Source organism: Arthrobacter sp. MYb227 (assembly GCF_002975435.1).
Lineage (GTDB): Bacteria > Actinomycetota > Actinomycetes > Actinomycetales > Micrococcaceae > Paeniglutamicibacter.
The window spans coordinates 141,032-164,703 of the sequence record NZ_PCPT01000007.1 but is presented as its reverse complement, the minus strand read 5'-3'; the positions used below and the strand labels follow the sequence as shown (position 1 = coordinate 164,703).

Sequence of the window (23,672 nt, the reverse complement as noted above, 5' to 3'; positions counted from 1 at the left end):
CCGCGTTGTTGCCAAACTCACGCAAAGAAATATTCATCTGTCCCGTGGTGGGTGCACTGCCGCGTCAGTGCACAGTAATTTTGGCGTCCACTCGCACAAGTGGCGTTTGTTGAGCACGTCACAATTTGATTACGACCATAAAAGTTCACCGTTCGGTCTTGCGGATTGTTTGTTAGTACAGTTTACTAACACTCATGACCACCTCACGAGGACCCCTGCGCAGCATGGCGAATAACACCGCCGCACTGCCCTCACACGGCCGTGCACACAACCTCGCGTTAGCCCTGCAAACCCTGCACTCAACCGGCCCCATGAGTCGCGCGGATCTCTCCCGCACCCTGGGACTGACCCGCGTCACAGTTTCGGATCTCATCTCGGAGCTCCTCGAACGTGGTCATGTCATCGAACTCGGCCAGTCCGAGCGCATCCGACCCGGAAAACCAGCAATCATGGTCGATCTAAACCGCACGGGCCTACAAATCATTGGCCTAGACCTCGCCGAAAACTCGGCACTTCGCGCAGCAGTCCTCGATCTCGATGGAAACATCCTGCACCGCGTTGAAACACTCACCGGCGAGGAAAAAGGTGAAGAAGTCACACACCTGGTCCTGGACCTGGTCAACCGCGCCATCGATCTAGCAACGGCACCACTGCTGGGCATTGGGGTTGGCACCCCGGGCATCGTGGATGCCGACGGGGTCGTCCTCACGGCCCCCAACCTCGCATGGAAAGACCTTCCGCTGCGCGAACTGATCGAAACCACAACGAGCCTCCCAACCCTTGTCGCAAACGATGCCGACGCCGCAGTCCTTGCCGAATTCACCTTCGGCGGCGGCGCACATGACATGATCCTGGTCAAGGTCGGCCGCGGTGTTGGTGCCGGACTGATGGTCAATGGTCAACGCGCCCGCGGCGTGCACTCGGCGGCGGGAGAAATCGGCCACGTGGTCGTGGGCACCGATGGCGGCCTGGAATGCAAATGCGGGAAACACGGCTGCCTAGAAACCTGGCTCTCGGTCCCCTTCCTCGAACGCGGCCTGGCCCAGGCTTCTGCTGCCAGCGATCCGCAGGCAGCCGCCACCACGGTTCTTGAAATTGCCGGCGAGCGCCTTGCCGTGGCCCTTGCACCCATCGTGGGTGCCCTCGATTTAGCCGAAGTAGTCCTCTCCGGACCGGCACACCTTTTGGAAGGAACGCTGCGCGACAACGTCGAAAAGACCTTGACCGCGCGCATGCTTCCACACAGACCACCCCTGGTACAGGTGCGGCTTGCCAAGGAACCACAAGATGTGGTTCTGCGCGGCACCGCCGTCATGGTTCTTTGGAACCAGCTAGGAGTGGCCTGACCCCCCTGGGGGTTAGCCCCCCCGCAGTACCCCGGAGCACTACCCGGCTAGAAATGTTCGACCCTTCGCATGGGGTTTACCCGCAGTAAACCCGTTTCACCCCCCTTTGAAAGGATCTCCAATGAAGAAGTATCTTGGGCTTGCGGCTCTTACAACCGCCGCAGCACTGACGCTGAGCGCCTGTGGCGGAAGCGGATCACCCGCTGCCTCCGATGCCCCGGCCAGCACAGGTGCCGCAACATCATCTGCGAGCAATGCCGATAAGTCACTCACCCTCTGGCTTGCCGGCGGGGATACCCCGGACGAACTGCGCACCTATCTGAAGGACACCTTCAAGACCAAGACCGGCGCAACGCTAAAGATTGAGGAGCAGGGCTGGGGCGATCTTGTCACCAAGATGACCACCGCGCTGCCCGATGCCAACAACACCCCGGACGTCGTGGAAATGGGCAACACCCAGTCCCCGACCTTCACCAATATTGGTGCCTTCACCGACATCTCGGACATGTTCGAAGAACTCGGCGGGGATAAGCTGATCCCCTCCTTCGTCGAGGCCGGCGCCGTTGACGGCAAGAACTTCACCCTGCCGTACTACGCCGGATCGCGTTACCTCTTCCAGCGTGCGGATGTGTGGAAGGAAGCAGGGGTAGAAACTCCTAAGACCCTTGATGAGTTCAACACCGCGGTCAAGACCATCGCGGAAAAGAACCCACGCGAGATCAAGAACTTCTCCGGTTTCTTCCTCGGCGGCCAGGACTGGCGCAACGGCATCTCCTGGATCTTTGCCAATGGTGGAGAGCTGGCCAAGAAGGACGGCGACGCATGGGTCTCAACCCTCGCCGATGCCAATACCCTCAAGGGACTGGCCCAGTTGCAGGATCTGCAGAAGCACGCCTCCAAGGCACCCTCGGATGCCAAGGATGCTGCCCCGTGGCTCTACATTAACGATGCAGATCAGATCCTTGACGATGAGGGCAAGCCCACCGGCAAGACCTCACTTTCCGCGGCAACCATCATGGCACCGGGCTGGGCCCACTGGTCAATTGGTGATCTGACCAAGAAGGACGGCAAGGACGTACGCGAGTGGAACGATACAAAGTTCTCCACCCTGGTCCTTCCGGGCAACGATGGCGCACCGGCACCGGTCCTCGCCGGTGGCTCCAACATCGGGATCTCCGCCAAGTCCCAGAACCAGGATCTGGCCAAGGAATTGATGCGCATTATCTTCTCCTCCGACTACCAGAACATGCTCGGCAAGAACGGCCTGGGCCCGGCAAACTCGGATTACTTCGCTTCCATGGGCGATGACCAGTTCGCTCAGGCAGCCATTGCCTCGGCATCAAACTCCAAGCTCACCCCGGCAGCCCCGGGCTGGGCAGCTGTTGAATCCTCGATGATCCTCGAAGAATTCTTCGGCAAGATCCGCGATGCAGCAGACCTCGAGGCACTGGCGAAAGAGTACGACGCCAAGATCTCCCCGATGCTGAACCTTAAGTAACAACTGGTGGTGGTCGGGGCGCGCTCTGCGCCCCGACCACCACCGTGTTTAGCACTTCCAGCACGTCGGTCCGCCCCCACCGCTCACCGCGGAAGGAAGCGGGTCCGAGACGAAAGGCCCACTCAAGCTCATGCCAACCCCAGCCCCGGCCCCACCGGCGCAGCAACCGCAACCGGTAGCACCGGCCAGCGCCGCTACTTCCCCACCCATCGTTAAGAAGCGTCAGTCGAAGGTCCCCCTTCTACTGATCACCCCCACGCTGATCATCCTCATCGCCGCTCTGGGTTACCCGGTTGGTTGGCAGATCTATACGAGCTTCCAAAAATTCGGCCTGAAACAACAATTCGGTGCCGCACCGGAATTTGTTGGATTTGATAACTATGCGGCACTGCTTGCAGATACCAACTTCTGGGTGGTGCTGGGCCGCTCGCTACTTTTCTGTCTGCTGGCCGCTTCCATCACCGTGCTGATCGGCTTCCTCTTCGCGATCCTGATGAAGCGTGTGGGAACCGTGGCCCGCATTATCCTGCAGATTTCCATGCTGCTGGCCTGGGCCATGCCCGTTGTCGCGGCCATGACCGTCTGGGTCTGGCTGGTTGACTGGCGCCGCGGCGTACTGAACTGGCTGCTGACCAAATTTGGGTTCGACGCCGAGGGCCACAATTGGCTCGCCGAACCGCTCACCTTCTTCATCATCGCGCTGATCATCGTCATCTGGATGTCAGTGCCCTTCGTCGCGCTCAGCATCTACGCCGGGCTCACGCAGATCTCCGAGGAAGTCCTGGAGGCCGCGGCCATGGATGGTGCCACCGGCATCCAACGCATCCGCTTCATCATCATGCCGCTGATCGCCCCGGTCCTCTCGATCGTGCTGCTGCTCCAACTGATCTGGGACCTGCGCGTCTTCACCCAGATCAAATTGCTGCAGGATGCCGGCGGGGTCGCCAATGAGACAAACCTCTTGGGCACCTACATCTACCAAATGGGCGTCGGCTCGGGAGATTTTGGTGCGGCAAGCGCCGTGTCAATCCTGATGCTCATCATCACCATTGCCATCAGCTGGTACTACGTGCGCTCGCTGATGAAGGAGGAAAACTAATATGAAGATCAAATCGATCTCCACAGGTGTTTGGACCATCGTTGCCGTGGCCGTCGCCCTGATCTGGGCCTTCCCGGTCTACTGGATGTTCAACTCCTCCTTCCTACCCAACGCGGTCTTGCAGTCAACCACCCCCACCTTCTTGCCCTTCGGCGGCTCACTTGATAACTTCAAGGCAGTGTTCGTCGATGGAAAATTCGTCGCCGCCCTGGGCATCTCACTGACCGTCACCTTGACCACGGTCGCCATCGCACTGTTCGTCGCGTTCCTGGGTGCGCTGGCCATTTCCCGTTTCAAGTTCAAGGGACGTAAGTCCTTCATCCTGGCCATGTTGCTGATCCAAATGCTCCCGGCCGAAGGCATGTTCATCGCCCAGTACAAGATGATGAGCTCCGTGGGGTTGCTGAACAACGTGTTGGGCCTGACCCTGCTCTACACCGCAGCGGTCATCCCGTTCACCATTTGGATGCTGCGCGGCTTCGTTGCAGGTGTCCCGGCCGAACTCGAGGAGGCCGGAATGGTCGATGGGCTCTCGCGTACCGCCGCCTTCATGCGGATCACCTTCCCGTTGCTGGCCCCCGGGCTTGTAGCCTCCGGCGTGTATGCCTTCTTGCAGGCCTGGAACGAATTCACCGTCGCCCTGGTGGTGATGACCGAGGACCAGATGAAGACGCTGCCGCTGTGGCTGCGCGGCTTTGTGCAGGCCTCGGCCACCCGCGAAACCGACTGGGGCCTGGTCATGGCCGCCTCCATGATGGTTGCCGTGCCGGTGATCATCTTCTTCATGATCGTTCAATCTAAGATGTCCTCCGGCCTGGTCGGCGGGGCGGTAAAGGGCTAATGAGTCACATGTCTACTTCTTCGCTGTCTTCGGATTCCACACAGGCCACGGAATCCACGCTGCCTTCCAGAGCGGAACTACGTATTCTGGCCGCCGGCACCCTGATGCCCGGGTTCCAAGGCATGGTGATGCCTAACTGGATCGCTACTGCATTGAAGGCCGGGCTGGGTTCGGTCTGCATCTACGGCACTAACCTCAGCTCCCCCGCGCAACTGGCAACGCTCATGGGACAACTACGCGCGGTTTCTTCCTCCGTATTGTTGACCCTGGATGAGGAGGGGGGCGATGTCACCCGCCTGCACTATTTGACCGGATCCAACCAACCGGGCAACGCGGTCTTGGGCCGCATCGATGATCCCGCCACTACCGCTTCCTCGGCAGCGGCAATTGCCGATGAACTGAACTCGTTGGGATTCAACCTGAATTTGGCACCCGATGCCGATGTAAATTCAACAGCAGCCAACCCGGTCATTGGGGTGCGCAGCTTTGGTGCAGATGCCAGCCACGTTGCAACACACACCGCGGCCTGGACCACCGGGTTACAAGGTGCAGGAGTTGCTGCCTGCGCCAAGCACTTCCCCGGCCACGGGGATACCGCAACAGACTCCCATCTGGCGCTGCCCACTATTGAGGTGGATCTGCAGACGCTACGGGAGCGTGAACTGGTTCCTTTTGGCGCGGCCATCGCCGCCAACGTGGCAAGCATTATGACAAGTCACATCATGGTTCCGGTGCTCGATGCAGAAAACCCCGCAACCTTCTCCCCCGCCATTTTGGGAGGGTTGCTGCGTGATTCTCTGGGCTTTGAGGGCGCCATCATTACCGATGCACTTGATATGGCCGGCGCCAGCGCCCAAACCGGCATCGAGATTGCCGCCGTCCGTGCCCTAGCCGCCGGGGCCGATCTGCTCTGCCTGGGCTCGGAAACCACACCCGAACGTTACGAGGGCATCCTTGAGGCAATCGTTGCTTCGGTGCACAACGGTCAGCTGGCCCCGAGCCGATTGCGTGAGGCAGCGGCGCGTACCGCGAAGCTCACGCGTGATTATCCACCGCGCCCCGCCGCGGGGGCCGGGAGCACACCGGATCAGGCACGCATTACCGCCGCCTTCGAACTCAGCGACGCGGCACGTGCCTGGCTTGCCGATGCGGCGCAACCCGTGCTTGTACAGCTTGAAACCGAAGCAAATATGGCAGTTGGTCAGGTGCCGTGGGGTGCTCGCGCACTAGATGCCGCAAGCGAGCTAACAAATGTTGGGCCCGCGGCAAAGATCGCGCTCATTGGTCGAGGACTCGATCCGGCTCACCAGATCTGGGGGCTCGCAGATTCCTTGCGGGCTCAGGGGCACCGAGTCATCGTCGTTGAATGTGGTTGGCCACGCGGCGGTGCCGATCTGGTCACCTTTGGTGCTTCGCGCAGCGTCTCGAGGGCCCTTGTCGGTTTGTTGGCCCCGCACATCGGTGGATTGAGAGCATGAAACTAGGTCTTGATATTGGTGGTACCAAAACCGCTGCCGCGATCCTGCGCGCCGATGGTTCGGTGGCCGCGCTGCATACCGCACCGTCGGGTCATGGTCCTGCCGAGGTGATCGCCGTTGCCGCAATGCTTGCCAAGGCCGCACTGGCACAGGTTTCCGCAGAACTTGCTCTCACACCCGATGACAGCCACACCCTTCCACAACGTGCCGGGGCTTGTATGCCAGGGCTTGTTGATCCGCTCACCGGCCGGGTCCGCCACGCAGTGAATCTGGGGGTCAGCTCCATGGATCTACGTGCTGGCTTATCCGAGGCGCTGGGTCTTGAGGTCAGCATCGAAAACGATGTGAAGGCAGCGGCGTTGGGTGCCGACCAGCTCATGCGAGCCCGTGCTGCCGCGGCCCGGCTAGCTGCCGTGCGTTCCGGCTCCACGGCTGGTGGCAGCCTAGCTACCGCACGTATCACCGCCCACAAGCCCGAACACCAAATTCTTGCCTACCTCAACGTGGGTACCGGGTTGGCGGCAGCGGTGGTGCGTGACGGGCAGGTGGTCCGGGGCCGCGATGGCATCGTGGGAGAAATTGGTCACCTACCGGTAGCCGGTGGAGCACCATGTAAATGTGGACAATTTGGTTGTTTAGAAACCATCGCCTCGGGCTCGGCGCTTGACCGCCTTTGGAATGTTCCGGCGGGGCGCGGACGTGACCCCTTTGCCGCGGCGGCCGCCGGGGATCAGCGGGCAGCACATGCCGCACGGGTGCTCTGCCACGGCATTGCACTCTCGCTACAATTATTGGTGCTGACCACCGGTGCGGAGCGAATTGTGCTCGGTGGCGGGCTATGCGCGTTGGGAAAAGCACTAGAAAACGGGATACGCTCGGAGTTAACCCGTGATGCGTCCACCTCAGATTTTGTGGCCGCCCTTGAACTGGCCGATCGTTTTGAACTGTTGCCCTCCGACGTGCCGGTTGCTGCCCTTGGGGCCGCATTGTTGCCGTCCGTAGCGCAGCTTTAGTACAACTAAGGAAATACGTATACATGGAAGTTTTGATCGCTGACACCCCCGAAGCTGCAGCAGTTTTTGCCGCGGCCGCCGTGCTAGATGGGTTGCGCACCCACCGCGGCGAGACACAAGTGTTGGGCCTGGCCACAGGTTCTTCGCCGCTGGGCCTCTACGCCGAATTGGCGGCAGCTGCCAAGCGCGGGGAGATCGATTTCTCGCAAACCATCGGCTTTGCCCTCGATGAGTACGTGGGGATCCCAGATACCCACGAACAGTCCTACCGCCAGACCCTGATTCGCGAGGTATGCGAGGTCATTGGGCTTCCGGTCTCCGGGCTGAACGTTCCAAACGGTCATGGTGAATCGGTGGCGCAGATCGCGGCTCAAGCCACCGCCTACGACGAAGCGATTCGTGCCGCAGGAGGCGTTGACGTACAGATTTTGGGCATCGGTGCCAACGGACACCTTGGTTTCAACGAGCCTGCTTCCTCGTTGCGTTCCCGAACCCGCATTAAGCGTCTTGCCGCGCAGACCCGCGAGGATAACGCACGCTTCTTTGACGGGCTGGATCAAGTTCCCACGCACTGTGTGACTCAGGGGTTGGGCACCGTGCAGGAGGCTCGCCGTTTGGTGCTCATCGCCACGGGCAGCCATAAGGCCGAAGCCATTGCCGCCGCGGTTGAGGGTCCGCTGTCCGCTTCCTGCCCGGGATCCGTGTTGCAGCTGCACCCTGATGCCGTGGTGATTGTGGATGAGGCAGCCGCCGCTGGGCTGAAGAATCGTGCCTACTACGACGATGCGGCAGCCGGTTTGCAGTTCGGGATCTAAGACCCACATCTCTTGCCGATATCGCGCTGATGTCACATTGACGGTGCCCTCGTGAGGTTCATAGCGAACCTCACGAGGGCACCGTCATTTAACCCGCTACTAGTAACGCGGGTTAGGGCTGGGGTAGTGCGGCAAAATCCAGGTGCCCGGCGGCCTGCCAGCCGGGGTTGGTGGTGGGACGCAGCACCGGAAGCCCCGCTTCCTGGGCAATCAAAGCACCCGCGGCCCAGTCAAACTCCTGGGTCCCATATTCGGCGTAGGCATCAAGTGTGCCATCGGCAACCAGACATAGATCAAGCGCGGCCGAGCCGAGCCGGCGCATATTTGCATACCCGGGCATCAACCCCAGCAGCGCACCAACCTGGAATTGGCGGCGGTCCGCATCATAGCCAAACCCGCTGGCCAAGAGCTTGCCCGGCTCAGCTGGGTTTGGGCCATGAAGTTGCCTGGCCGAGGCACCCGATGTGGTGGAGTGGGCCTTGCTGTGCACCCCATGGTGTTGCTCGAGCAGCCAGGCACCGTGGCCGGTTGCGGCATAGTATTCGGTACTCAACGCCGGGGCATTGACGGCTCCGGCCAACCAGGTCTTAGTTTCCGAACCCGGGGTTTCCGGGCCCATGACGGCCACCGAGGTGCAGTAGTACACGATGCCACGCACAAAGTTTGCCGTGCCATCGAGCGGATCGATTGACCACCGGTAGCCCGAGGGGTTCGCCGGAACCGTTTTGCCATACTCCTCACCGGTGATTTCATCGTGGGGTCGTTTGGCGGCAATCACATCGCGCACCGCACGTTCGGCCCGGCGATCAAAATCGGTGACCCAGTCCCCGGCCGCGCTCTTGGTATCGGCACTGATTTTTCCGCTGCCGCGCAAGGCGAGCACCGCGGCTCCGGCAGCCGCGGCCTCACGGGCAATGGCTAACAGCTCGGTGCGGAGATCTTGTGCTGCCAAGGCAGTGGTGGTGTGTGAGTGCTGTGGGTTCTTAGTGATGGCGAACTCCCCTGGATCAATAAAACTTGGATCAATAAATCGGTGTTGTTGCCGGTACATGCCCGGTGCTACATGAGGAGAAATCCTGGCGTTTAGGCCTCCGGGTTGGGCCGACCGGCCACGGCTTCGGGGCCGCCCTCGAGCAATAGTACAAAGCCTTCTTCATCGAGCACCTGAACGCCAAGCGAGATTGCCTTATCCAATTTGGAACCGGCGGCCTCCCCGGCCACAACATAGGCGGTGTTCTTGGAAACCGAACCCACCGCCTTGCCACCGCGGATGATGATGGCTTCCTTGGCGGCGTCCCTGCTGTAGGTGGGCAAGGTACCGGTGACCACGATGCTCAGCCCCTCGAGGTATTTAATGATGGATTCATCTTGCTCATCTCTCATCAATACTCCGGCGTTGGCCCAGGCGCTAATGATGTCCTGGTGCCAGGGAACAGAGAACCACTCGATGAGTGCATCGGCGATGATCACACCGACGCCGTCGACCTCGGCCAGCGCCTCGCGAGCGCCCTCGGCGTCAAGGGCGGCGATGATCGCGTCCATCGAGCCATATTTTGTGGCAAGTGAACGGGAGGCGGTGGGGCCCACATGTCTGATGGAAAGGCCCACGAGCACCCGCCACAGCGGCTTGGTCTTGGCCTTTTCCAGCTCGTCGAAAAGTTTCTTGGTGGTGATGGTGGGGCCCGAAGGCTTTTTGGCGGTGGCCTTGGAGTAGAAGTATGGGGCTAGGGCAAATTTTCCGGTGCCCTCACCCTTTGTACGAATTTCGCGCCAGACCTGGACCTCGGCCAGTGTTTCACGCAGCGTGGAATCCGGGTTGCCGGTGGCTAGGTCAAAAATCTGTGATTCGGAAGTGATCGGGCCGGGGCCGGCCGGGGCGATCGCCCCGCCGTTTTGTTCAGGGTTCTCGCCCGGGCCGACCGTCAGTGCCTGGGCTGCCTCATAGCCAAGGGCCTCGATATCAAAGGCTCCGCGCCCGCCCAGGTGCGAGACGCGTTCGGTGAGCTGCACCGGGCAGGATTCGGCGTTCAGGCAACGGATATCTACATCGCCTTCCTTGGCCGGGGCCAACGGCTGCCCACAGGACGGGCAGTGCGTGGGCATGATGAATGCCCGTTCGGTGCCATCCCGCAGCGCGAGGACCGGGCCGACGATTTCCGGGATCACGTCCCCCGCCTTACGCAGAATGACAGTGTCTCCGATCAATACGCCCTTGGCCTTGACGACGTCCTGATTGTGTAGCGTAGCGCGCTCCACCGTGGATCCTGCGACAAGCACCGGTTCCATCATGCCAAAGGGGGTGACCCGGCCGGTGCGGCCCACCTGCACCTGGATGTCCAGGAGTTTGGTGTTGACCTCTTCGGGTGGGTACTTGTAGGCAACGGCCCAGCGTGGCACCCGGGAGGTAAAGCCCAAGTTGCGCTGAATCTCGAAGGAGTCGGTTTTGATCACGATGCCATCGATCTCGTGGAGTAGATCGTGGCGGTGGGTGCCGTTTGCCTCAATAAAGCCAAGCACCTCATCGAGTGTGTCAACGACCTGTGAATAGGGGGAGACCGGCAGTCCCCAGGAGGCCATCAGGTCATAGGTTTCCGATTGCGTGGCGGCGGAAAGTCCCTCGCGCACACCAAAACCGTGGACAAACATTTTCAGCGGGCGCTTGGCGGTCTCCGCGGGGTCCTTCTGCCGGATGGAGCCGGCCGCGGCATTGCGTGGGTTGGCAAGCGGTGCCTTACCGGCGGCGATGAGCCTCTGGTTATAGTCGGCGAAGTCTGCCGAGGGGATGAAGATTTCCCCGCGTACCTCGACCTCCTCGGGCCAGTTCTCCCCGTCAAGCTGCGTGGGGATCGATCTGATGGTCAGCACGTTGTGGGTGACATCTTCACCCGTGGTGCCGTCCCCACGGGTTGCCGCACGAACTAGCTTTCCATTGCGGTAGAGCAGGTTCACTGCCAGCCCGTCGATCTTGACCTCGCAGAGCCATTTCAGCGGGTGCCCCGCGGCACGCAGCGCGGCGTTGGCCGCGGTTTTTTCGCCCCAGGCGGTGACCTCATCGAGCGAGAAAACATCCTCGAGCGAGTACATGCGTGAGAGGTGTTCAACCGGGGCGAAGGCGGCCGAGACTTCCCCACCAACTTCTTGGGTCGGTGAGTCGTTGGCGACGATTTCCGGGTGCTGGGCCTCGATGAGTTCCAGGCGTGAGTAGAGCACATCGAATTCTGCGTCCGAGATCAGCGGGGCATCGTCGTTGTAATACGCGGCACGATGTGTGCGGATCTGATCTATCAGGTCTTGGTATTCGGTGCGCAGTGCGTCATCGGGGATAGCAGCTGCGATGGTTGTTGCTTCGGCTGCGGGCTGGGTTGCATCTTGGTGGCTCACCCTACCCATTTTGCCCCAGATTATGTTCTAGTGCCCGGCTCTCGAACATTCTTGGGCGGCGTGTGGTGCAACAGGGTTAGTGCGCCGGCATCGAATCGGTGCTGACATCGATGATGACGGCCGAAATATTGTCCCGGCCACCACTGGCAAGTGCCGCCTCAACCAGCCGGTTCAGTGCGGTTGGACGTTCGCGGCATTCGCTCAGGATTGTCTCGATGGCCTCGTGTTCGACCTCACCGGTGAGCCCGTCGCTACACAAGAGGTAGCGGTCCCCGGGGACCAATGCATGGAATTGGGCATCGGGTACCGAGTTGCCCCCGGCACCCAGTGCTCGGGTGATGAGGTTTCGGTGCGGGTGCACGCGGGCCTCGGCCTCGGTAATGGAGCCGGCATCGATCAATTCCTGAACCGCCGAATGATCGAGGGTTAGTTGGGTGAGCACTCCGGCGCGCAGGCGGTAGCCACGGGAATCTCCAACATTCAGCAGCATCAGGTGCAACTGTTCTTGTGCCTCGGAGGTATCGAGGTAAACCGGAGTGGATAACTCGTCGATGCCGGTCGGGGCCTCGGCTGGGGTGTTAGCCGAGGTGCTTGGCGGAACATAGGGCAACACGTCGGTGGCCGGTTCGGGAGTCCGGGTTGCAGCGGGATGTCGTGCCGAGTTTAGCGCGCCAAGGGCGATGCCCTGAGGTGCGGTGAAATTCTCGGCGGCCGGGTCGTGCGGCCTCTGGTGTTCTTGGCTGCGCAAGTGGGCGGAGAACGCCGTGGCAGAAAATTCTTGGGTGTTGGCTTCCGGGTGTGCCCCGGGGGTGGCGGCCGGGTTCGCCTGTGGCAATGACTCGGTTCCCGCAGCTGGCCAATTTCCACCCCCTGGTTCGCATCTAATCAGGGCCAGTGCGCAGAGCGTGGTGCCGCCGCGTGCCCCAATGGCGCTACGAATTGCCACATCGGCACGTTCAACCTGGGTGAGCAGATCGCGGGCGTGAGGCAACTGCTCATCGTCTGTGACCTGCGGGTCTATGGCAATTTTGGCAAGGGTTTGGATGCACAAGCGTGAGGCCAAATCCCCCGCCTCATGCCCACCCATGCCATCGGCGACAGCAAAAATACTTCCGCCGCTGAGCACCGCATCCTCATTGACCGCGCGGCGCAACCCAATATCCGTCAGTGCATCCCCGTGAATCCGAATCTTGTGCGGCATTGTTAGTCAAGCACCAGCCCGGTGCCGGCCCCGGGGGCAAGAATCACCGGGTTAATGTCACCGAAGCCGCGCACGGCAGTAGTTTCCTGGGGGTGCAGCACAAATCTGTCATCGCCTACCAAGGTGGAGGCGGTCTGTTCATCGATAAGCACCGTGCCGGGTTCGGCCAGCGCCGTCAGCCGGGCCGCAAGGTTGACCGTGGGTCCGTAAATATCGCCAAGTCTGGAGAGGATGCGGCCCCAGACCAGTGAGACACGGGTGTTGGGGAGCAGTTCATCTGCTGCAAACTCGCGGGACATTGCCAGGGCAATCTGCGCGCCGGCCTGCGGGGTTTCGGCAACAAAGAGCACTTCATCGCCGATGGTCTTGACCAAGCGGCCGCCACCAACGGAAATGATCTCGGCACATTTGGATTCAAAGCGTTGCACCAGCTGGGCCAGCGTGCGCTCATTCATGCGCCGTGAGAGCGAGGTGTAGGAAACCAGATCCGCAAAGCCGACGGCGCGGGCCAGCGGCAGTGACACATCGTCTTCTGAGCCGTCGCGGCCCTCTTCCGAGGCGGCAAGTCCGGTCTCTGCACGCAGCGCCAGGCGATGTACCGCGGCATTGAGCTGCCGGCGCCACGAGTAAACAAGAAGTTCTTCGATGGGGGTGATGAGTTCCGGGAGCAGCCCCACCAGATTGCGGCGGGCCTCGGGGTCACTCATCTTTTGGTTTTGCACCATGTCTTCGACGAGGGCTTCGACCTGCCAGACCACCATGCGGTCGGTCATCTGGCCGATGGAACGGGTCAGCGAGATTGCTGTTTCCTCGGTCAGCGTGCCGGCACGGACCATGCCGAGCATCAGTTCCAGGGCGCCCTGATCGACCTCGGTGAAAAATACTTCTTCATCGCCCAGATTGGGGAAGCCCAGGGCACGCCAAATTTTGCGTGCGGAGAGGATTGAGACACCCGCGGCCGCGGCAACTTCGCGGCGCTTCATGGTCCGATCGGCACCGAGCAGGCGCTTTTCAAGTTCGCGCACAGCGTCACGCGCAGAGGCAGGAGTTGTCTGGTCTACCTGTTCCGGGCGGCGCATGGCGGCGGCAAGTTCGGCCAACGGGTCGGCGAGCGCGGCCTCTTCAACTTCTGCCGAAAGCTCTTCTGGTGCGCTGACCGAAACAAGGGTATCGGTGGCCGGTTCCGCGGATTCGGTGGGCTGGCGTAAGGCCTGGGCACGTGCCGCATCACGGGCGGCGGTGGGCGCAGCGGGCTGGGTGCCCGCGTCGTGCGACCGCTCACTCATGCTCAGTCCAATCTCTTTGCTGTGGGTGCGTTGGATATTCGGGTTCAACGCGCTCTTCCATGTTTACACTATCTACCCGTGGGAAGTGTGGCAGGGCGCTGATTGCACCGATACTCAGTTCACGCATTTTGTGTACGGCGGGCAGGTTGGCGATGTTAATTCTTTGCTCGGCCACGACTACCTGCAAGGTGCCGGGGGCGTCGTTGGTTGCCCGTGCCTTAGTTAGCGCCCGGACATCTTGTATTGCATACAGACCGATGGAGCGTTGTCCGGCTGCCGTTCGGCCACGTTTGGTAATGATGTGTTGGTTGGTCAGGTAGATCCAGGTGCGTGCCCAGCGGGTCAGTGGGGCCAGACACCAGATGAATAGCAGCACGATGAATGTTACGGCCACCAGGGCCAACAGCAGCGGGCTGGCTTCGGTGAGCCAACCGGGTAAATCGGTGCGAATGAGAAAGCCGGCAAGGTAGCCAAAGATGGGGATGAGGATCAGGAAGCGGATCAGTACTCCGCGCAGGGCCCGTGGATGGGCACGGGTTTTAACCAGCACTCGCTCGCGCTCTTGCAGGTTCAGCTTCACGTCTTGCGCTCCTTGCGGCATCACACCGGTGATGTGTGCCGGTCTATCTCTTCTCCTATCCATCGTAGAGCGTACGCACCGACGCTTTGCCCAGGTAACGATGTCGCTTGGGGTGTTTTGGCACTCTTCGGTGCACCGTGGGAGCTTTTAGGTGGTCGGTGATCCCTCCGGAAAGGGGTGGGTTTGGTGCGCTGGCTTTGAGCCAGCGCTGGTGCCTTAGGCGTAGTTCCCGTCGCTGCGCCGCAGGTGAAAGACGTCTCCGGCCAGCACATTGTGGATTTCGCCGGTTGTCGCGCGCAGGATCAGTGAGCCGTCCTGACCCAGATCTATGGCGGTACCGGTAAGGATGCTGCCATCGGGCAGATGTGCATCTACGGCATGCCCGAGGCTGAACATATTCTTGGCCACCAGCGCGCGGAGGGATTCATTGGTGTTTCCCAGCGGGGTGTTTGCCTTGCCGTGTGCAATGGCGAATTGTTCGAAGAGCGAGCGGACGCGCTGCAGGTAGCCGGCAAAGATTGTGGTGCGGTTGGTGGTAGTTGCTTTGAGCGTGTGCAGGCTTGCCGCGGTGCTCACCGGTAGTTCGTTTTGTTCCTGGTTGACGTTGAGTCCGGCACCCACGATGACCCCGAAGCCTTCTTCGGTGGGTACTAGCTGGGCCAGCACTCCACATAGTTTGGCTCCGTGAGCCACCACATCGTTCGGCCATTTAATGCCCGCCGAAATTCCGGCCTCCTCCTTGAGGGTTTGCACCATGGCGCTGGCGCACAGCATCGATAGCCAGGGCAGGCCCGCTGCATCAAAGTGTGCCGGTGGTCTAAAGAAGATACTGATGGCCAGTGAGCTGCGGGCCGGGGTTTCCCAGCCGCGGCCCAGCCGGCCGTGTCCGGCCTGTTGGTGTTCGGTGCTTTCCACGCTCAGATTGGCTAGCGATCCATTCTTGGCTCGCTGGACCAGGTCATCGTTGGTGGATCCGGTGCTTGATGAGATGTGTAGCTGCCCCATACCCAGGTGAGCCATCGTTGCTTGGAGGCTGGAGATATCCAAGGCTGGGCGTTCGGTGGGTGTTGGCGTCGCTGGCTGGTGGGTGCTCATAGTCACAAGCCTAGCGAGCCGCACCGGGGGGATTCGTCTTGGGGATGATTTTTATAGGAAGATGTCCGGAATCAGGCGATCTTCGGGGGCGCCCATTGAGTAGTGGCTCAGATCGGTGACGCCGGTGGCAGCGAGCACCGCCTCATCGGTGAAGAAGTTTCCGCTACAGGTCTTTGCCTCGGATGAAAGGATTGCGTGGGCTGCGTCGGCGACGATGCGTGGTGAGCGTGCCGCCTTGACCAGCTGTTCTCCGCCAGGCATATTGCGGATTGCCGCGGTGTCTATCAAGGTGGCGGGCCATAGGGAATTCACCGCGATGCCGCTCTGGGAAAGTTCGTGGGCCAGTCCCAGCGTTGTCATCGACATCCCGTATTTGGCCATGGTGTAGGCGAGGTGTTCACCGGCCCATTTGGGGTCGAGGTTCAGTGGCGGGGAGAGCGTGAGGATGTGCGGGTTGTTGCCGGTGTGTAGGTGTTCGAGTGCGGTTTTGGACAGCAGGAAGGTGCCGCGGACATTAATGTCCATCATCAGGTCGTAGCGTTTCATCGACACGTCCGCGGTTTTGGACAGGTCGATGGCCGAGGCGTTGTTGATGATGATGTCGATCCCGCCAAAGTGTTCAACGGTTTGTGCCACGGCACGGGCCACGTCGTCGTCGTTGCGCACATCTCCCACGATGGCTAGTGCTTTGCCGCCGGCAGCTTCAATCTGCGCCGCAGCGGTATGCACCGTACCCTCCAGCGCGGCATGGGCGATCGCGGTTTTGGCCATGATTGCCACGTTGGCTCCGTCGGCGGCGGCTCGCAGGGCGATGGCCAAGCCAATGCCGCGGGATCCACCGCTCATCAAGATGGTTTTTCCCGCCAGAGATCCGGGGGTTGAGGCGATGGTGTTGCGCAGTGAATCAGTCATGTGACTCAGGTTACTGCAATATCCGCCGCTAAGCTACTGGCCAGTAACTTGTTTTATGGATGACTCGTTGCCCAACACGATGGCAATTTGTAGGTTTCCTACAGACGAATCGACCCAAACCGTCACTAGACTGGCCAAGGTGGCATAGTTATTGTGCCTTTCCTACTACGCATCTACCCCAAGGGAGCCCAGGGATGACCCAGAGCCGCATCGATGAGAGCACGGACTCGATCGACCTGTCGACAACTGCAGGCAAGATCGCCGAGTTCCGCCGTCGTGAAGCCCTCGCCCAAGCACCCTCGGGCCAAGAAGCCATCGAGAAGCAACATGCGCGCGGCAAGCACACGGCCCGCGAACGCGTCGAAATGCTCATGGATGAGGGCTCATTCATTGAATTCGACGCCCTGGCGGTGCACCGCACCAATGCCTTCGGCATGGACAAAAAGCGCCCACTGGGTGACGGCCTAGTCTCCGGCTACGGCACCGTGGACGGTCGCCAGGTTGCCGTCTACTCGCAGGACTTCTCCGTCTATGGCGGCTCGCTATCCCAGGTCAACGGCGAGAAAATCGTTAAGGTGCAGGAATTTGCGCTGCGCAACGGCTGCCCGGTCGTCGGCATCCTCGACGGCGGCGGAGCCCGTATCCAGGAGGGCGTGGCATCCCTTGCCATGTTCGCCGATATCTTCCGCAACAACGTGCACGCCTCCGGCGTGGTCCCGCAGATTTCGCTGATTATGGGCCCCAGCGCCGGTGGAGCCGCTTACTCCCCCGCGCTGACCGACTACGTGATCATGGTCGATAAGACCAGCCACATGTTCATTACCGGCCCCGATGTCATCAAGACGGTCACCGGTGAGGAAGTCGACATGGAGACCCTCGGTGGCGCGCGCCAGCACAACGCCACCACCGGTACGGCCACCTATCTGGCCACCGATGAGCAGGATGCCGTGGAGTTCTGCAAGGAGCTGCTCGAGTTCCTCCCCTCGAACAATATTTCCGAAGCCCCGGCAGTTGAGTTCGATGAGGAACTTGAGCTCACCGCCGAGGACCTCGAGCTCGATGCGTTAATCCCGGATTCAGCCAACCAGCCCTACGACATGCGCAAGGTCATCGAGGGCATCGTGGACGATGGAATCTTCCTAGAGATGCAGTCGCTCTACGCACCGAACGTGATGATCGGATACGCCCGCGTCGAAGGTAGCACCATCGGCATCGTGGCCAACCAGCCGATGCAGTTCGCCGGCACGCTGGATATTGCCGCATCCGAGAAGGCAGCGCGCTTCGTGCGCAATTGCGACGCCTTCAACATCCCCATCCTCACCCTGGTGGACGTCCCGGGCTTCCTGCCGGGCAAGGACCAGGAGTTCCAGGGCATCATCCGCCGCGGCGCCAAGTTGCTTTACGCGTACGCCGAGGCCACCGTGCCGAAGCTGACGGTGATCACCCGCAAGGCTTACGGCGGAGCGTACATCGTGATGGGCTCCAAGAAGCTTGGTGCCGACATTAACCTTGCTTGGCCGACCGCGCAGATCGGTGTCATGGGCGCCCAGGGCGCCGTGAACATCCTTTACCGTCGCGATCTAGCAGCTGTCGAGGCCGCAGGTGGCGACGTTGAGGCGCGCCGCACCGAAATCATCGAGGGCTACGAGGCAGAGTTGCTCAACCCCTACCAGGCCGCCGAGCTTGGTTACGTCGATGCCGTCATCGCACCGTCCGATACTCGTTTGCAGATTGTCCGCGGGCTGCGCGCAACGCGCGATAAGCACGCGGCACTGCCCGCCAAGAAGCACGGAAACATGCCGCTATGATCACTAACCACGCATCGAGCGCAACCTCCGGAAGCGGCGAAAGCACCACAGAATGTGCCCTGCAATTTACTCATGGTGCGCCAACCGCCGAAGAGATTGCTGCGGTCACCGCGATCATTTCCGCGCTGGGCGCCAATGCGTCAGCGGAGACTTCACCCTCAGGCAGTAAGGTGCGTAGCACTCGACTGCAGCGTCGCCGTCTGCTAGCTAGCGCGCCGCAGCCCTGGCGCACGGCACGGCACTAGGAAATTCACGAATTTTCGGTTAGCCGCCACGGTGGTGGTACCCAACGCTTGCAGCGCTGGGTACCACCACCGTTTTGTTTCTGTTTGGGCAACATCGGACGAACTTCCAAGAAATAATCTTCAATAACCACTTCATAGGCGCATAGGGTGGTGACATGACTAACACCTCAGCACCGCGCTCGCCCAGCGCCATCGACGATGTTGCAACAAAATATTTCCAAAAACTCCTTGAGCTTTCCCCCGAGTTTGCTACCTCGCTAGGCCTTCCCGGCTCCGAAGCCGGCTACAGCGACTACTCACCGTCCGGCACCGCGGCGCAGACGCTCGCCGCACGTGCTGCACTTGAGTCACTTGAATCGCTCGAGCCGCGCGATGCCATCGATGAAACAACTCTCGATGCCATGCGTGAACGCCTGGGCCTAGAAATCGAAATTGCCGAAACCCGGCGCACCGAGCTCAATAATATTGCCTCCCCCGCGCAAGATATCCGCTCCATCTTCGATTTGATGCCACAAGAAAGCGCACAAGACTACGGCTTCATCGCAGATCGCTTGCATAACGTGCCAGCCGCAATCGATGGCTACATTGCCTCGCTGAAAGATTCGGCCGCCCGCGGATTGGTTTCTGCCGCCCGTCAGGTCACCATCGTGGTCTCCCAAGCCCGAGAATATGCCAAGGACGGTGGATTCTTTGACGCCTTGGCAACCGCCGGAAGCGCCATTGATCCGCAGCTGACCGAACGTTTGAGGGCCGACGCAAGCCTGGCAAACGCCTCCTACAGCAAGCTTGCCGATGTGCTGGAGAAGGAGATTTTGCCACGCGCACCGAAAAAGGATGCAGTGGGTCGCGAGCTCTATTCGCTGATGTCTCGCCGTTTCTTGGGTGCTGCTGTGGATCTTGAGGAAACCTACGCCTGGGGTGTTGCTGAACTTGCCGCTATCATTTCCGAACAAGAACGCGTTGCCGAGCAGATTTCCGCCGGCGCTTCGATCGCCGAGGCAAAGAAAGTCCTCAACGCAGATCCGTCCCGCCAGCTCAACGGCACCGAAGCACTAAGGACATGGATGCAGGGCAAATCGGATGAGGCCATCACGGCCCTTGCCGGAACCCACTTTGAAATCCCTGCGCCCATGGACAAAATTCAGTGCATGATTGCTCCCACTCAGGAAGGTGGAATCTACTACACCGGTCCCTCGGAAGATTTCAGCCGCCCGGGACGCATGTGGTGGTCGGTGCCCGAGGGTGAGGATCAGTTCACCACGTGGGCCGAGCTCACCACCGTCTACCACGAGGGCGTCCCGGGTCATCACCTGCAGATTGCGACCGCTGTCATGGCTCGCGACACCCTCAACGACTGGCGTCGGCATGCATGCTGGGTCTCAGGACATGGTGAGGGCTGGGCCCTCTATGCCGAACGTCTGATGCATGATCTTGGCTACCTATCGGACCCGGGAGACTACATGGGCATGCTCGATGCACAGCGTATGCGCGCCGCCCGAGTGGTCTTCGATATTGGTGTGCACCTTGAACTCAAGGTCCCCGAAGCCTGGGGCGACGGGACTTGGGATGCAGCAAAGGGTTTCGACTTCTTGGAGAAGAACCTTGACATTTCTGCCGGGCAGCTGGAATTTGAATTCACTCGCTACCTGGGATGGCCGGGACAGGCACCCGCATACAAGGTGGGCCAGCGTTTGTGGGAACAGATCCGCGACGCACGTTCGGCAAGTGAAGGTGCAAACTTCGATTTGAAGGCCTTCCATTCCCAGGCGTTGGCGGTTGGCTCCGTAGGGCTAGATACCTTGCGCCGGACCCTTGTGGGGTAAGTTCAGCTTTACGTTTGATGTAGCCCGGTTCCAACTGCAAATTCTTTGCCGATGGGGCCGGGCTACCCACGTTTTAGGCAGTAAATCCAAGAATTATGGATAGTTTGTCTGGCAAATGCAATATTCGCACGTTAAGCGTATGATCCTGAATTCTTACTTTTATGACATGACAACATGAAACGCTTGCCGTGGCAGGGTGAACAGCAGGGTGAATCGAGTGCAAAGCCCCTCCATGACCACAGTTTTCTTGAGAGGGTTAGTCTTATCGATGCGAATTACACCGGGAGTGACCAGCAAGGGGAAAGCCCCTAGATACTCCACTGCCGGTGGCTAAAGCGATGACGCTGGGGATAAATCGCAAAGACAGCAGATGCAATCTTGGGGGATGCATCGGCTAGGGGAATGATTCCGAGGTATGCGGGTTGGTGGAATCAACCTCCTCCACTACTTGTTGGGGACATCTTTTCCCACCTCATTGCTCCTCGGCTTCACCGTCCTCTGGTTCGGTTTTCTGGGCCAAAAGACCTTGGACGTAGGCGACCTCGAGCGCGGCCGAGCGATCTGAAACGCCAAGCTTTTTATAGGCGCTTTTGAGCTGACTTTTAACGGTATTGACCGAAACAAACTGGCGTTCGGCTATTTCGGCGGTACTTCCGGTTGTCACAAGTTCTTCCATGATTGCTAGCTCGCGCTCGCTAAGTACCACCCGCCCCAACCCTCCGGGCATCGGTGAAATAGCGTTTTCACCAATGATCAACGCGATTCCCATTTTCCGTGCTTCGGCCAGGACCCGTTCTAAATCGGGCGCAGGAAGAAAATTCAGGGCTAGGCCCAAGCAAAATTCCTTGCTCAGCGCTTCAACCATTCGCATGGCGTCAGCTGCCGCCGCATAATTTTTTTGTTGCAGCGTCGCGGCAAGAATAACCACCGATTTTTCGAATCGTCCGCGGGGCGATGCCGGGGCACCGACCGAGGATGCCAGCCGCAGTGCTTCCCTGGCATCTCCCTGGGCTAAACGGATTCGCGATTGAAGTAGGTTCTTTGCTTCACCGCCGACACTTTTCTGAGTCACACGCAAGGCGCTGCCAACATCTCCCGCCGCAAGGCTCAGCAAACTTGCTGCGGTATTGAGCATCAATTTACCTGTTCTTTGGGCCACCGGTTGTTCATGTTCTCGGCTCAAGAAACCCTGGAGACGCACCACCGAGCTGGTAGTTTCACTCTTAATGATGGCTAGCATTGCTTCGGCCAATCTAATGGCTGGCCAAAATTCGTTACTGTCTTGACCCAATGACATCAGGTCAACCCAGCATTGAGCATCCTCAAATCTTTGTTCTTCCATCGCACAAAAATAGGAGGCAAGCCGAAAAGGCGTCGCAAAGTAGTCATTGGCCTCCGGGCGTAACCAATATTCCGGATAGCTCTCTTCCAGTTGCTCCTTGGCCTTGCGCATGTTGCCATCAAGCGCGTAGTAATACGCAAGCACCGTACCCGCATAATTCCCATTTTGTGCGGATTTGATCTTGCTCTCCGCCACCACGCCGAGTTCGAGCACCTCAAGCGCTTCCCCGTGTGTGCCTCCGCTGTGAAGAGACAGCGAGAGTTGAACGAGAATTGCACCCTCAAACCGCCCAATAGCGTCGCGTTCACCCGGTGTCATCTCGTTGTATAACCGAACTCCCGCACGCGCAGTGCGTACTGCAGCGTCACCGAAGCCGCTTAGACGCATGGCTCCAGATTCAACCATGATCATGATCAACCGGTCCACCACCGGAGCTTTGCGTGCAAGGGTATGGGCTCCCGTGGCTGCCAAGGCCAATAGTTCGAGTGTCTTGAACTTATATTTGCCCGTTGCGCTATAGGCAACCGCCAAGCTCATGGCCAATAGTGGGTAGCGCGCCAAGACCGTCAGCTGAAGTTTGTCGAGCAGATGAGCTCCACGCTGTCCCAGTTCACCTTCGAGGTATTCATCGGCATGTAAACGAATCACATCGGTGGCAAGCTGATAGTCCTCCGCCTGCAAAGCAAAATTAAGTGCCTGATATGCGGAGCCATGTTCCAGTTCGAAACGGGCACAAATCGTATGTAGCTCGCGAAGCCTATCCTCCGGGCGCGCGAGGAATTTTTCCTTCAGCACCTGCCGGCATACCGGGTTTATCAGGTAGCCCCCCTCTGGATTGCACAACGAACGGTGAATCAAACCACGTGCTTCCAAATCTGCTAACCACTGTGGCTGAGCATCGGGATAGATAAGCGCCAAGAGCCGCCTATCAATCAAGTTCGGAACGGCAATGATGGCGAAAAAATCTAACTCTTGAGCCCCTAACCTTTCTTTTTCAATGAGAAGTTGCACATCCTCGCGGACGGCCGCCGTGATTGCGTCAAAGATGGCCTGTGCTTCGGGAGCCAATGATTGCGGACCACTTATTTGAGTTTTTTTGATTTGAACGTTTGTGAACGGATTGAAAGATTTTCCTCCGAGGACAGCAGCTTCTATGGCCTGTGCCCGTAATCTAGCGATTCGAAGCAGTGCTATGGAACCGTTAAACTCTTCGGTTAGCTCGGTCGCTAAATCCTCAAGTTGAGTCCCCTGCAGGTAGGCCTTTGCCTCATCAATGCTGAAGCTAAATTCTTGAGGTGGAATCACCGATATTTCGATCTGCGCAAGGCTACGGGTACGCTCCACGTCCAGAAGCTCATGGGTCATGATGATGAACCTGCGCCCGGGATGCGCCGAGACTATTCGATTTACAGTCGGCCCGATAAATGGCTCGTGTTTACTGCCAAAACGCTGGAGGACAACTAGATGCGCATCTGGGGCTGAACTTTTGGCGTAGTGAGATTCAAGGAGTTCCTGATAAAGAGTGGACCTTGTTGCCGCATCCGAGGCATGTGCATCTTCTAATGACTCTGATGAAGCATCGAATGCGCCCAAGTCAATCCAGCTCCAGGTGCGTTTTTCGGGGTCGCACCGTTTGAGCCAGTCATTAACCGAGGTACTCTTCCCACTTCCCAGCGGACCACGCACGATCATTATGGGAGAACCAACTGCCTGAGTCAGTAAAGCATCAAGACGTTGGCGTATGAGTGTGTTTGTAGCCCGACCCCATCCCATCGCTCCGTACTCCTTCTGAAGATTGGCCATCGCTACAACTTCACAAGTCGAAGCCGGGGGGCTGCATTGAAATCTGCTGTACCCCGAGACTCTTCGGACTCTAAATCCTAGTAGCGCAGTAGACCCCAATATGGGA

Annotated in this window: 18 protein-coding genes; 10 read left to right on the top strand and 8 right to left on the bottom strand. The window is 59.6% G+C overall.

What is annotated here, in order from left to right:
• Nucleotides 1-194 precede the first annotated feature (194 nt).
• From CQ018_RS14400 to CQ018_RS14370, 7 genes are all read left to right on the top strand, one after another.
• Nucleotides 195-1,346 (top strand): ROK family transcriptional regulator, encoded by a 1,152-nt coding sequence (locus CQ018_RS14400; protein WP_105550706.1) that lies wholly within the window; start codon nt 195-197, stop codon nt 1,344-1,346.
• Nucleotides 1,347-1,467: 121 nt separating this feature from the next.
• On the top strand, nt 1,468-2,844 hold the full coding sequence (locus CQ018_RS14395; RefSeq protein ID WP_105550705.1) for an extracellular solute-binding protein: 1,377 nt from the start codon (nt 1,468-1,470) through the stop codon (nt 2,842-2,844).
• A 130-nt stretch (nt 2,845-2,974) separates the two neighbouring features.
• Nucleotides 2,975-3,943, top strand: a complete 969-nt coding sequence (locus tag CQ018_RS14390) for a carbohydrate ABC transporter permease (RefSeq protein ID WP_105550704.1) — start codon at nt 2,975-2,977, stop codon at nt 3,941-3,943.
• Nucleotide 3,944: 1 nt separating this feature from the next.
• Nucleotides 3,945-4,784, top strand: coding sequence for a carbohydrate ABC transporter permease (locus CQ018_RS14385; protein ID WP_105550703.1), 840 nt, complete (start codon nt 3,945-3,947; stop codon nt 4,782-4,784).
• Nucleotides 4,785-4,792: 8 nt separating this feature from the next.
• Nucleotides 4,793-6,262, top strand: coding sequence for a glycoside hydrolase family 3 N-terminal domain-containing protein (locus tag CQ018_RS14380; protein ID WP_105550702.1), 1,470 nt, complete (start codon nt 4,793-4,795; stop codon nt 6,260-6,262).
• On the top strand, nt 6,259-7,275 hold the full coding sequence (locus tag CQ018_RS14375) for an ROK family protein (RefSeq protein WP_181149909.1): 1,017 nt from the start codon (nt 6,259-6,261) through the stop codon (nt 7,273-7,275). The genes CQ018_RS14380 and CQ018_RS14375 overlap by 4 nt, the downstream gene beginning before the upstream one ends.
• A gap of 23 nt (nt 7,276-7,298) precedes the next feature.
• Entirely contained in the window at nt 7,299-8,090 is a 792-nt protein-coding gene (locus CQ018_RS14370; RefSeq protein WP_105550700.1) for a glucosamine-6-phosphate deaminase, read from the top strand.
• 112 nt (nt 8,091-8,202) lie between these two features.
• Here CQ018_RS14370 and CQ018_RS14365 read toward each other — a convergent pair whose 3' ends face one another.
• The 7 genes from CQ018_RS14365 to CQ018_RS14335 form a co-directional block, all read right to left on the bottom strand.
• Nucleotides 8,203-9,141: an inositol monophosphatase family protein gene (locus CQ018_RS14365; protein ID WP_105550699.1), complete on the bottom strand. Its 939-nt coding sequence runs from the start codon at nt 9,139-9,141 to the stop codon at nt 8,203-8,205.
• Nucleotides 9,142-9,173: 32 nt separating this feature from the next.
• Complete coding sequence (ligA, locus tag CQ018_RS14360; RefSeq protein WP_105550698.1) at nt 9,174-11,480, bottom strand: NAD-dependent DNA ligase LigA; 2,307 nt, start codon at nt 11,478-11,480, stop codon at nt 9,174-9,176.
• A gap of 67 nt (nt 11,481-11,547) precedes the next feature.
• Entirely contained in the window at nt 11,548-12,672 is a 1,125-nt protein-coding gene (locus CQ018_RS14355) for a PP2C family serine/threonine-protein phosphatase (RefSeq protein ID WP_105550697.1), read from the bottom strand.
• 2 nt (nt 12,673-12,674) lie between these two features.
• Nucleotides 12,675-13,958: an adenylate/guanylate cyclase domain-containing protein gene (locus tag CQ018_RS14350; protein ID WP_374954206.1), complete on the bottom strand. Its 1,284-nt coding sequence runs from the start codon at nt 13,956-13,958 to the stop codon at nt 12,675-12,677.
• Nucleotides 13,951-14,538, bottom strand: coding sequence for a hypothetical protein (locus tag CQ018_RS14345; protein ID WP_105550696.1), 588 nt, complete (start codon nt 14,536-14,538; stop codon nt 13,951-13,953). The genes CQ018_RS14350 and CQ018_RS14345 overlap by 8 nt, the downstream gene beginning before the upstream one ends.
• Nucleotides 14,539-14,754: 216 nt before the next feature.
• A complete protein-coding gene (locus CQ018_RS14340) occupies nt 14,755-15,633 on the bottom strand; it encodes a biotin--[acetyl-CoA-carboxylase] ligase (RefSeq protein ID WP_105550695.1) in 879 nt (292 codons plus the stop codon).
• Nucleotides 15,634-15,684: 51 nt separating this feature from the next.
• Nucleotides 15,685-16,545: an NAD(P)-dependent oxidoreductase gene (locus CQ018_RS14335; protein ID WP_105550694.1), complete on the bottom strand. Its 861-nt coding sequence runs from the start codon at nt 16,543-16,545 to the stop codon at nt 15,685-15,687.
• 194 nt (nt 16,546-16,739) lie between these two features.
• On the opposite strand from CQ018_RS14335, the gene CQ018_RS14330 reads away from it, so the two are divergent.
• From CQ018_RS14330 to CQ018_RS14320, 3 genes are all read left to right on the top strand, one after another.
• Nucleotides 16,740-18,353 (top strand): acyl-CoA carboxylase subunit beta, encoded by a 1,614-nt coding sequence (locus CQ018_RS14330; protein WP_105550693.1) that lies wholly within the window; start codon nt 16,740-16,742, stop codon nt 18,351-18,353.
• On the top strand, nt 18,350-18,598 hold the full coding sequence (locus CQ018_RS14325; RefSeq protein WP_105550692.1) for an acyl-CoA carboxylase subunit epsilon: 249 nt from the start codon (nt 18,350-18,352) through the stop codon (nt 18,596-18,598). The genes CQ018_RS14330 and CQ018_RS14325 overlap by 4 nt, the downstream gene beginning before the upstream one ends.
• A gap of 155 nt (nt 18,599-18,753) precedes the next feature.
• Nucleotides 18,754-20,421: a DUF885 domain-containing protein gene (locus CQ018_RS14320; protein ID WP_105550691.1), complete on the top strand. Its 1,668-nt coding sequence runs from the start codon at nt 18,754-18,756 to the stop codon at nt 20,419-20,421.
• Nucleotides 20,422-20,893: 472 nt separating this feature from the next.
• Here the strand turns inward: CQ018_RS14320 and CQ018_RS14315 are convergent, their stop codons facing one another.
• Nucleotides 20,894-23,566: a LuxR C-terminal-related transcriptional regulator gene (locus tag CQ018_RS14315; protein WP_105550690.1), complete on the bottom strand. Its 2,673-nt coding sequence runs from the start codon at nt 23,564-23,566 to the stop codon at nt 20,894-20,896.
• Between the last annotated feature and the right edge of the window lie 106 nt (nt 23,567-23,672).

Coding starts and splice junctions, on each gene's coding strand:
- CQ018_RS14400 (WP_105550706.1), top strand. CDS start 195: ATGACCACCTCACGAGGACCCCTGCGCAGCATGGCGAATAACACCGCC.
- CQ018_RS14395 (WP_105550705.1), top strand. CDS start 1,468: ATGAAGAAGTATCTTGGGCTTGCGGCTCTTACAACCGCCGCAGCACTG.
- CQ018_RS14390 (WP_105550704.1), top strand. CDS start 2,975: ATGCCAACCCCAGCCCCGGCCCCACCGGCGCAGCAACCGCAACCGGTA.
- CQ018_RS14385 (WP_105550703.1), top strand. CDS start 3,945: ATGAAGATCAAATCGATCTCCACAGGTGTTTGGACCATCGTTGCCGTG.
- CQ018_RS14380 (WP_105550702.1), top strand. CDS start 4,793: ATGTCTACTTCTTCGCTGTCTTCGGATTCCACACAGGCCACGGAATCC.
- CQ018_RS14375 (WP_181149909.1), top strand. CDS start 6,259: ATGAAACTAGGTCTTGATATTGGTGGTACCAAAACCGCTGCCGCGATC.
- CQ018_RS14370 (WP_105550700.1), top strand. CDS start 7,299: ATGGAAGTTTTGATCGCTGACACCCCCGAAGCTGCAGCAGTTTTTGCC.
- CQ018_RS14365 (WP_105550699.1), bottom strand. CDS start 9,141: ATGTACCGGCAACAACACCGATTTATTGATCCAAGTTTTATTGATCCA.
- ligA (WP_105550698.1), bottom strand. CDS start 11,480: ATGGGTAGGGTGAGCCACCAAGATGCAACCCAGCCCGCAGCCGAAGCA.
- CQ018_RS14355 (WP_105550697.1), bottom strand. CDS start 12,672: ATGCCGCACAAGATTCGGATTCACGGGGATGCACTGACGGATATTGGG.
- CQ018_RS14350 (WP_374954206.1), bottom strand. CDS start 13,958: ATGAGTGAGCGGTCGCACGACGCGGGCACCCAGCCCGCTGCGCCCACC.
- CQ018_RS14340 (WP_105550695.1), bottom strand. CDS start 15,633: ATGAGCACCCACCAGCCAGCGACGCCAACACCCACCGAACGCCCAGCC.
- CQ018_RS14335 (WP_105550694.1), bottom strand. CDS start 16,545: ATGACTGATTCACTGCGCAACACCATCGCCTCAACCCCCGGATCTCTG.
- CQ018_RS14330 (WP_105550693.1), top strand. CDS start 16,740: ATGACCCAGAGCCGCATCGATGAGAGCACGGACTCGATCGACCTGTCG.
- CQ018_RS14325 (WP_105550692.1), top strand. CDS start 18,350: ATGATCACTAACCACGCATCGAGCGCAACCTCCGGAAGCGGCGAAAGC.
- CQ018_RS14320 (WP_105550691.1), top strand. CDS start 18,754: ATGACTAACACCTCAGCACCGCGCTCGCCCAGCGCCATCGACGATGTT.
- CQ018_RS14315 (WP_105550690.1), bottom strand. CDS start 23,566: ATGGCCAATCTTCAGAAGGAGTACGGAGCGATGGGATGGGGTCGGGCT.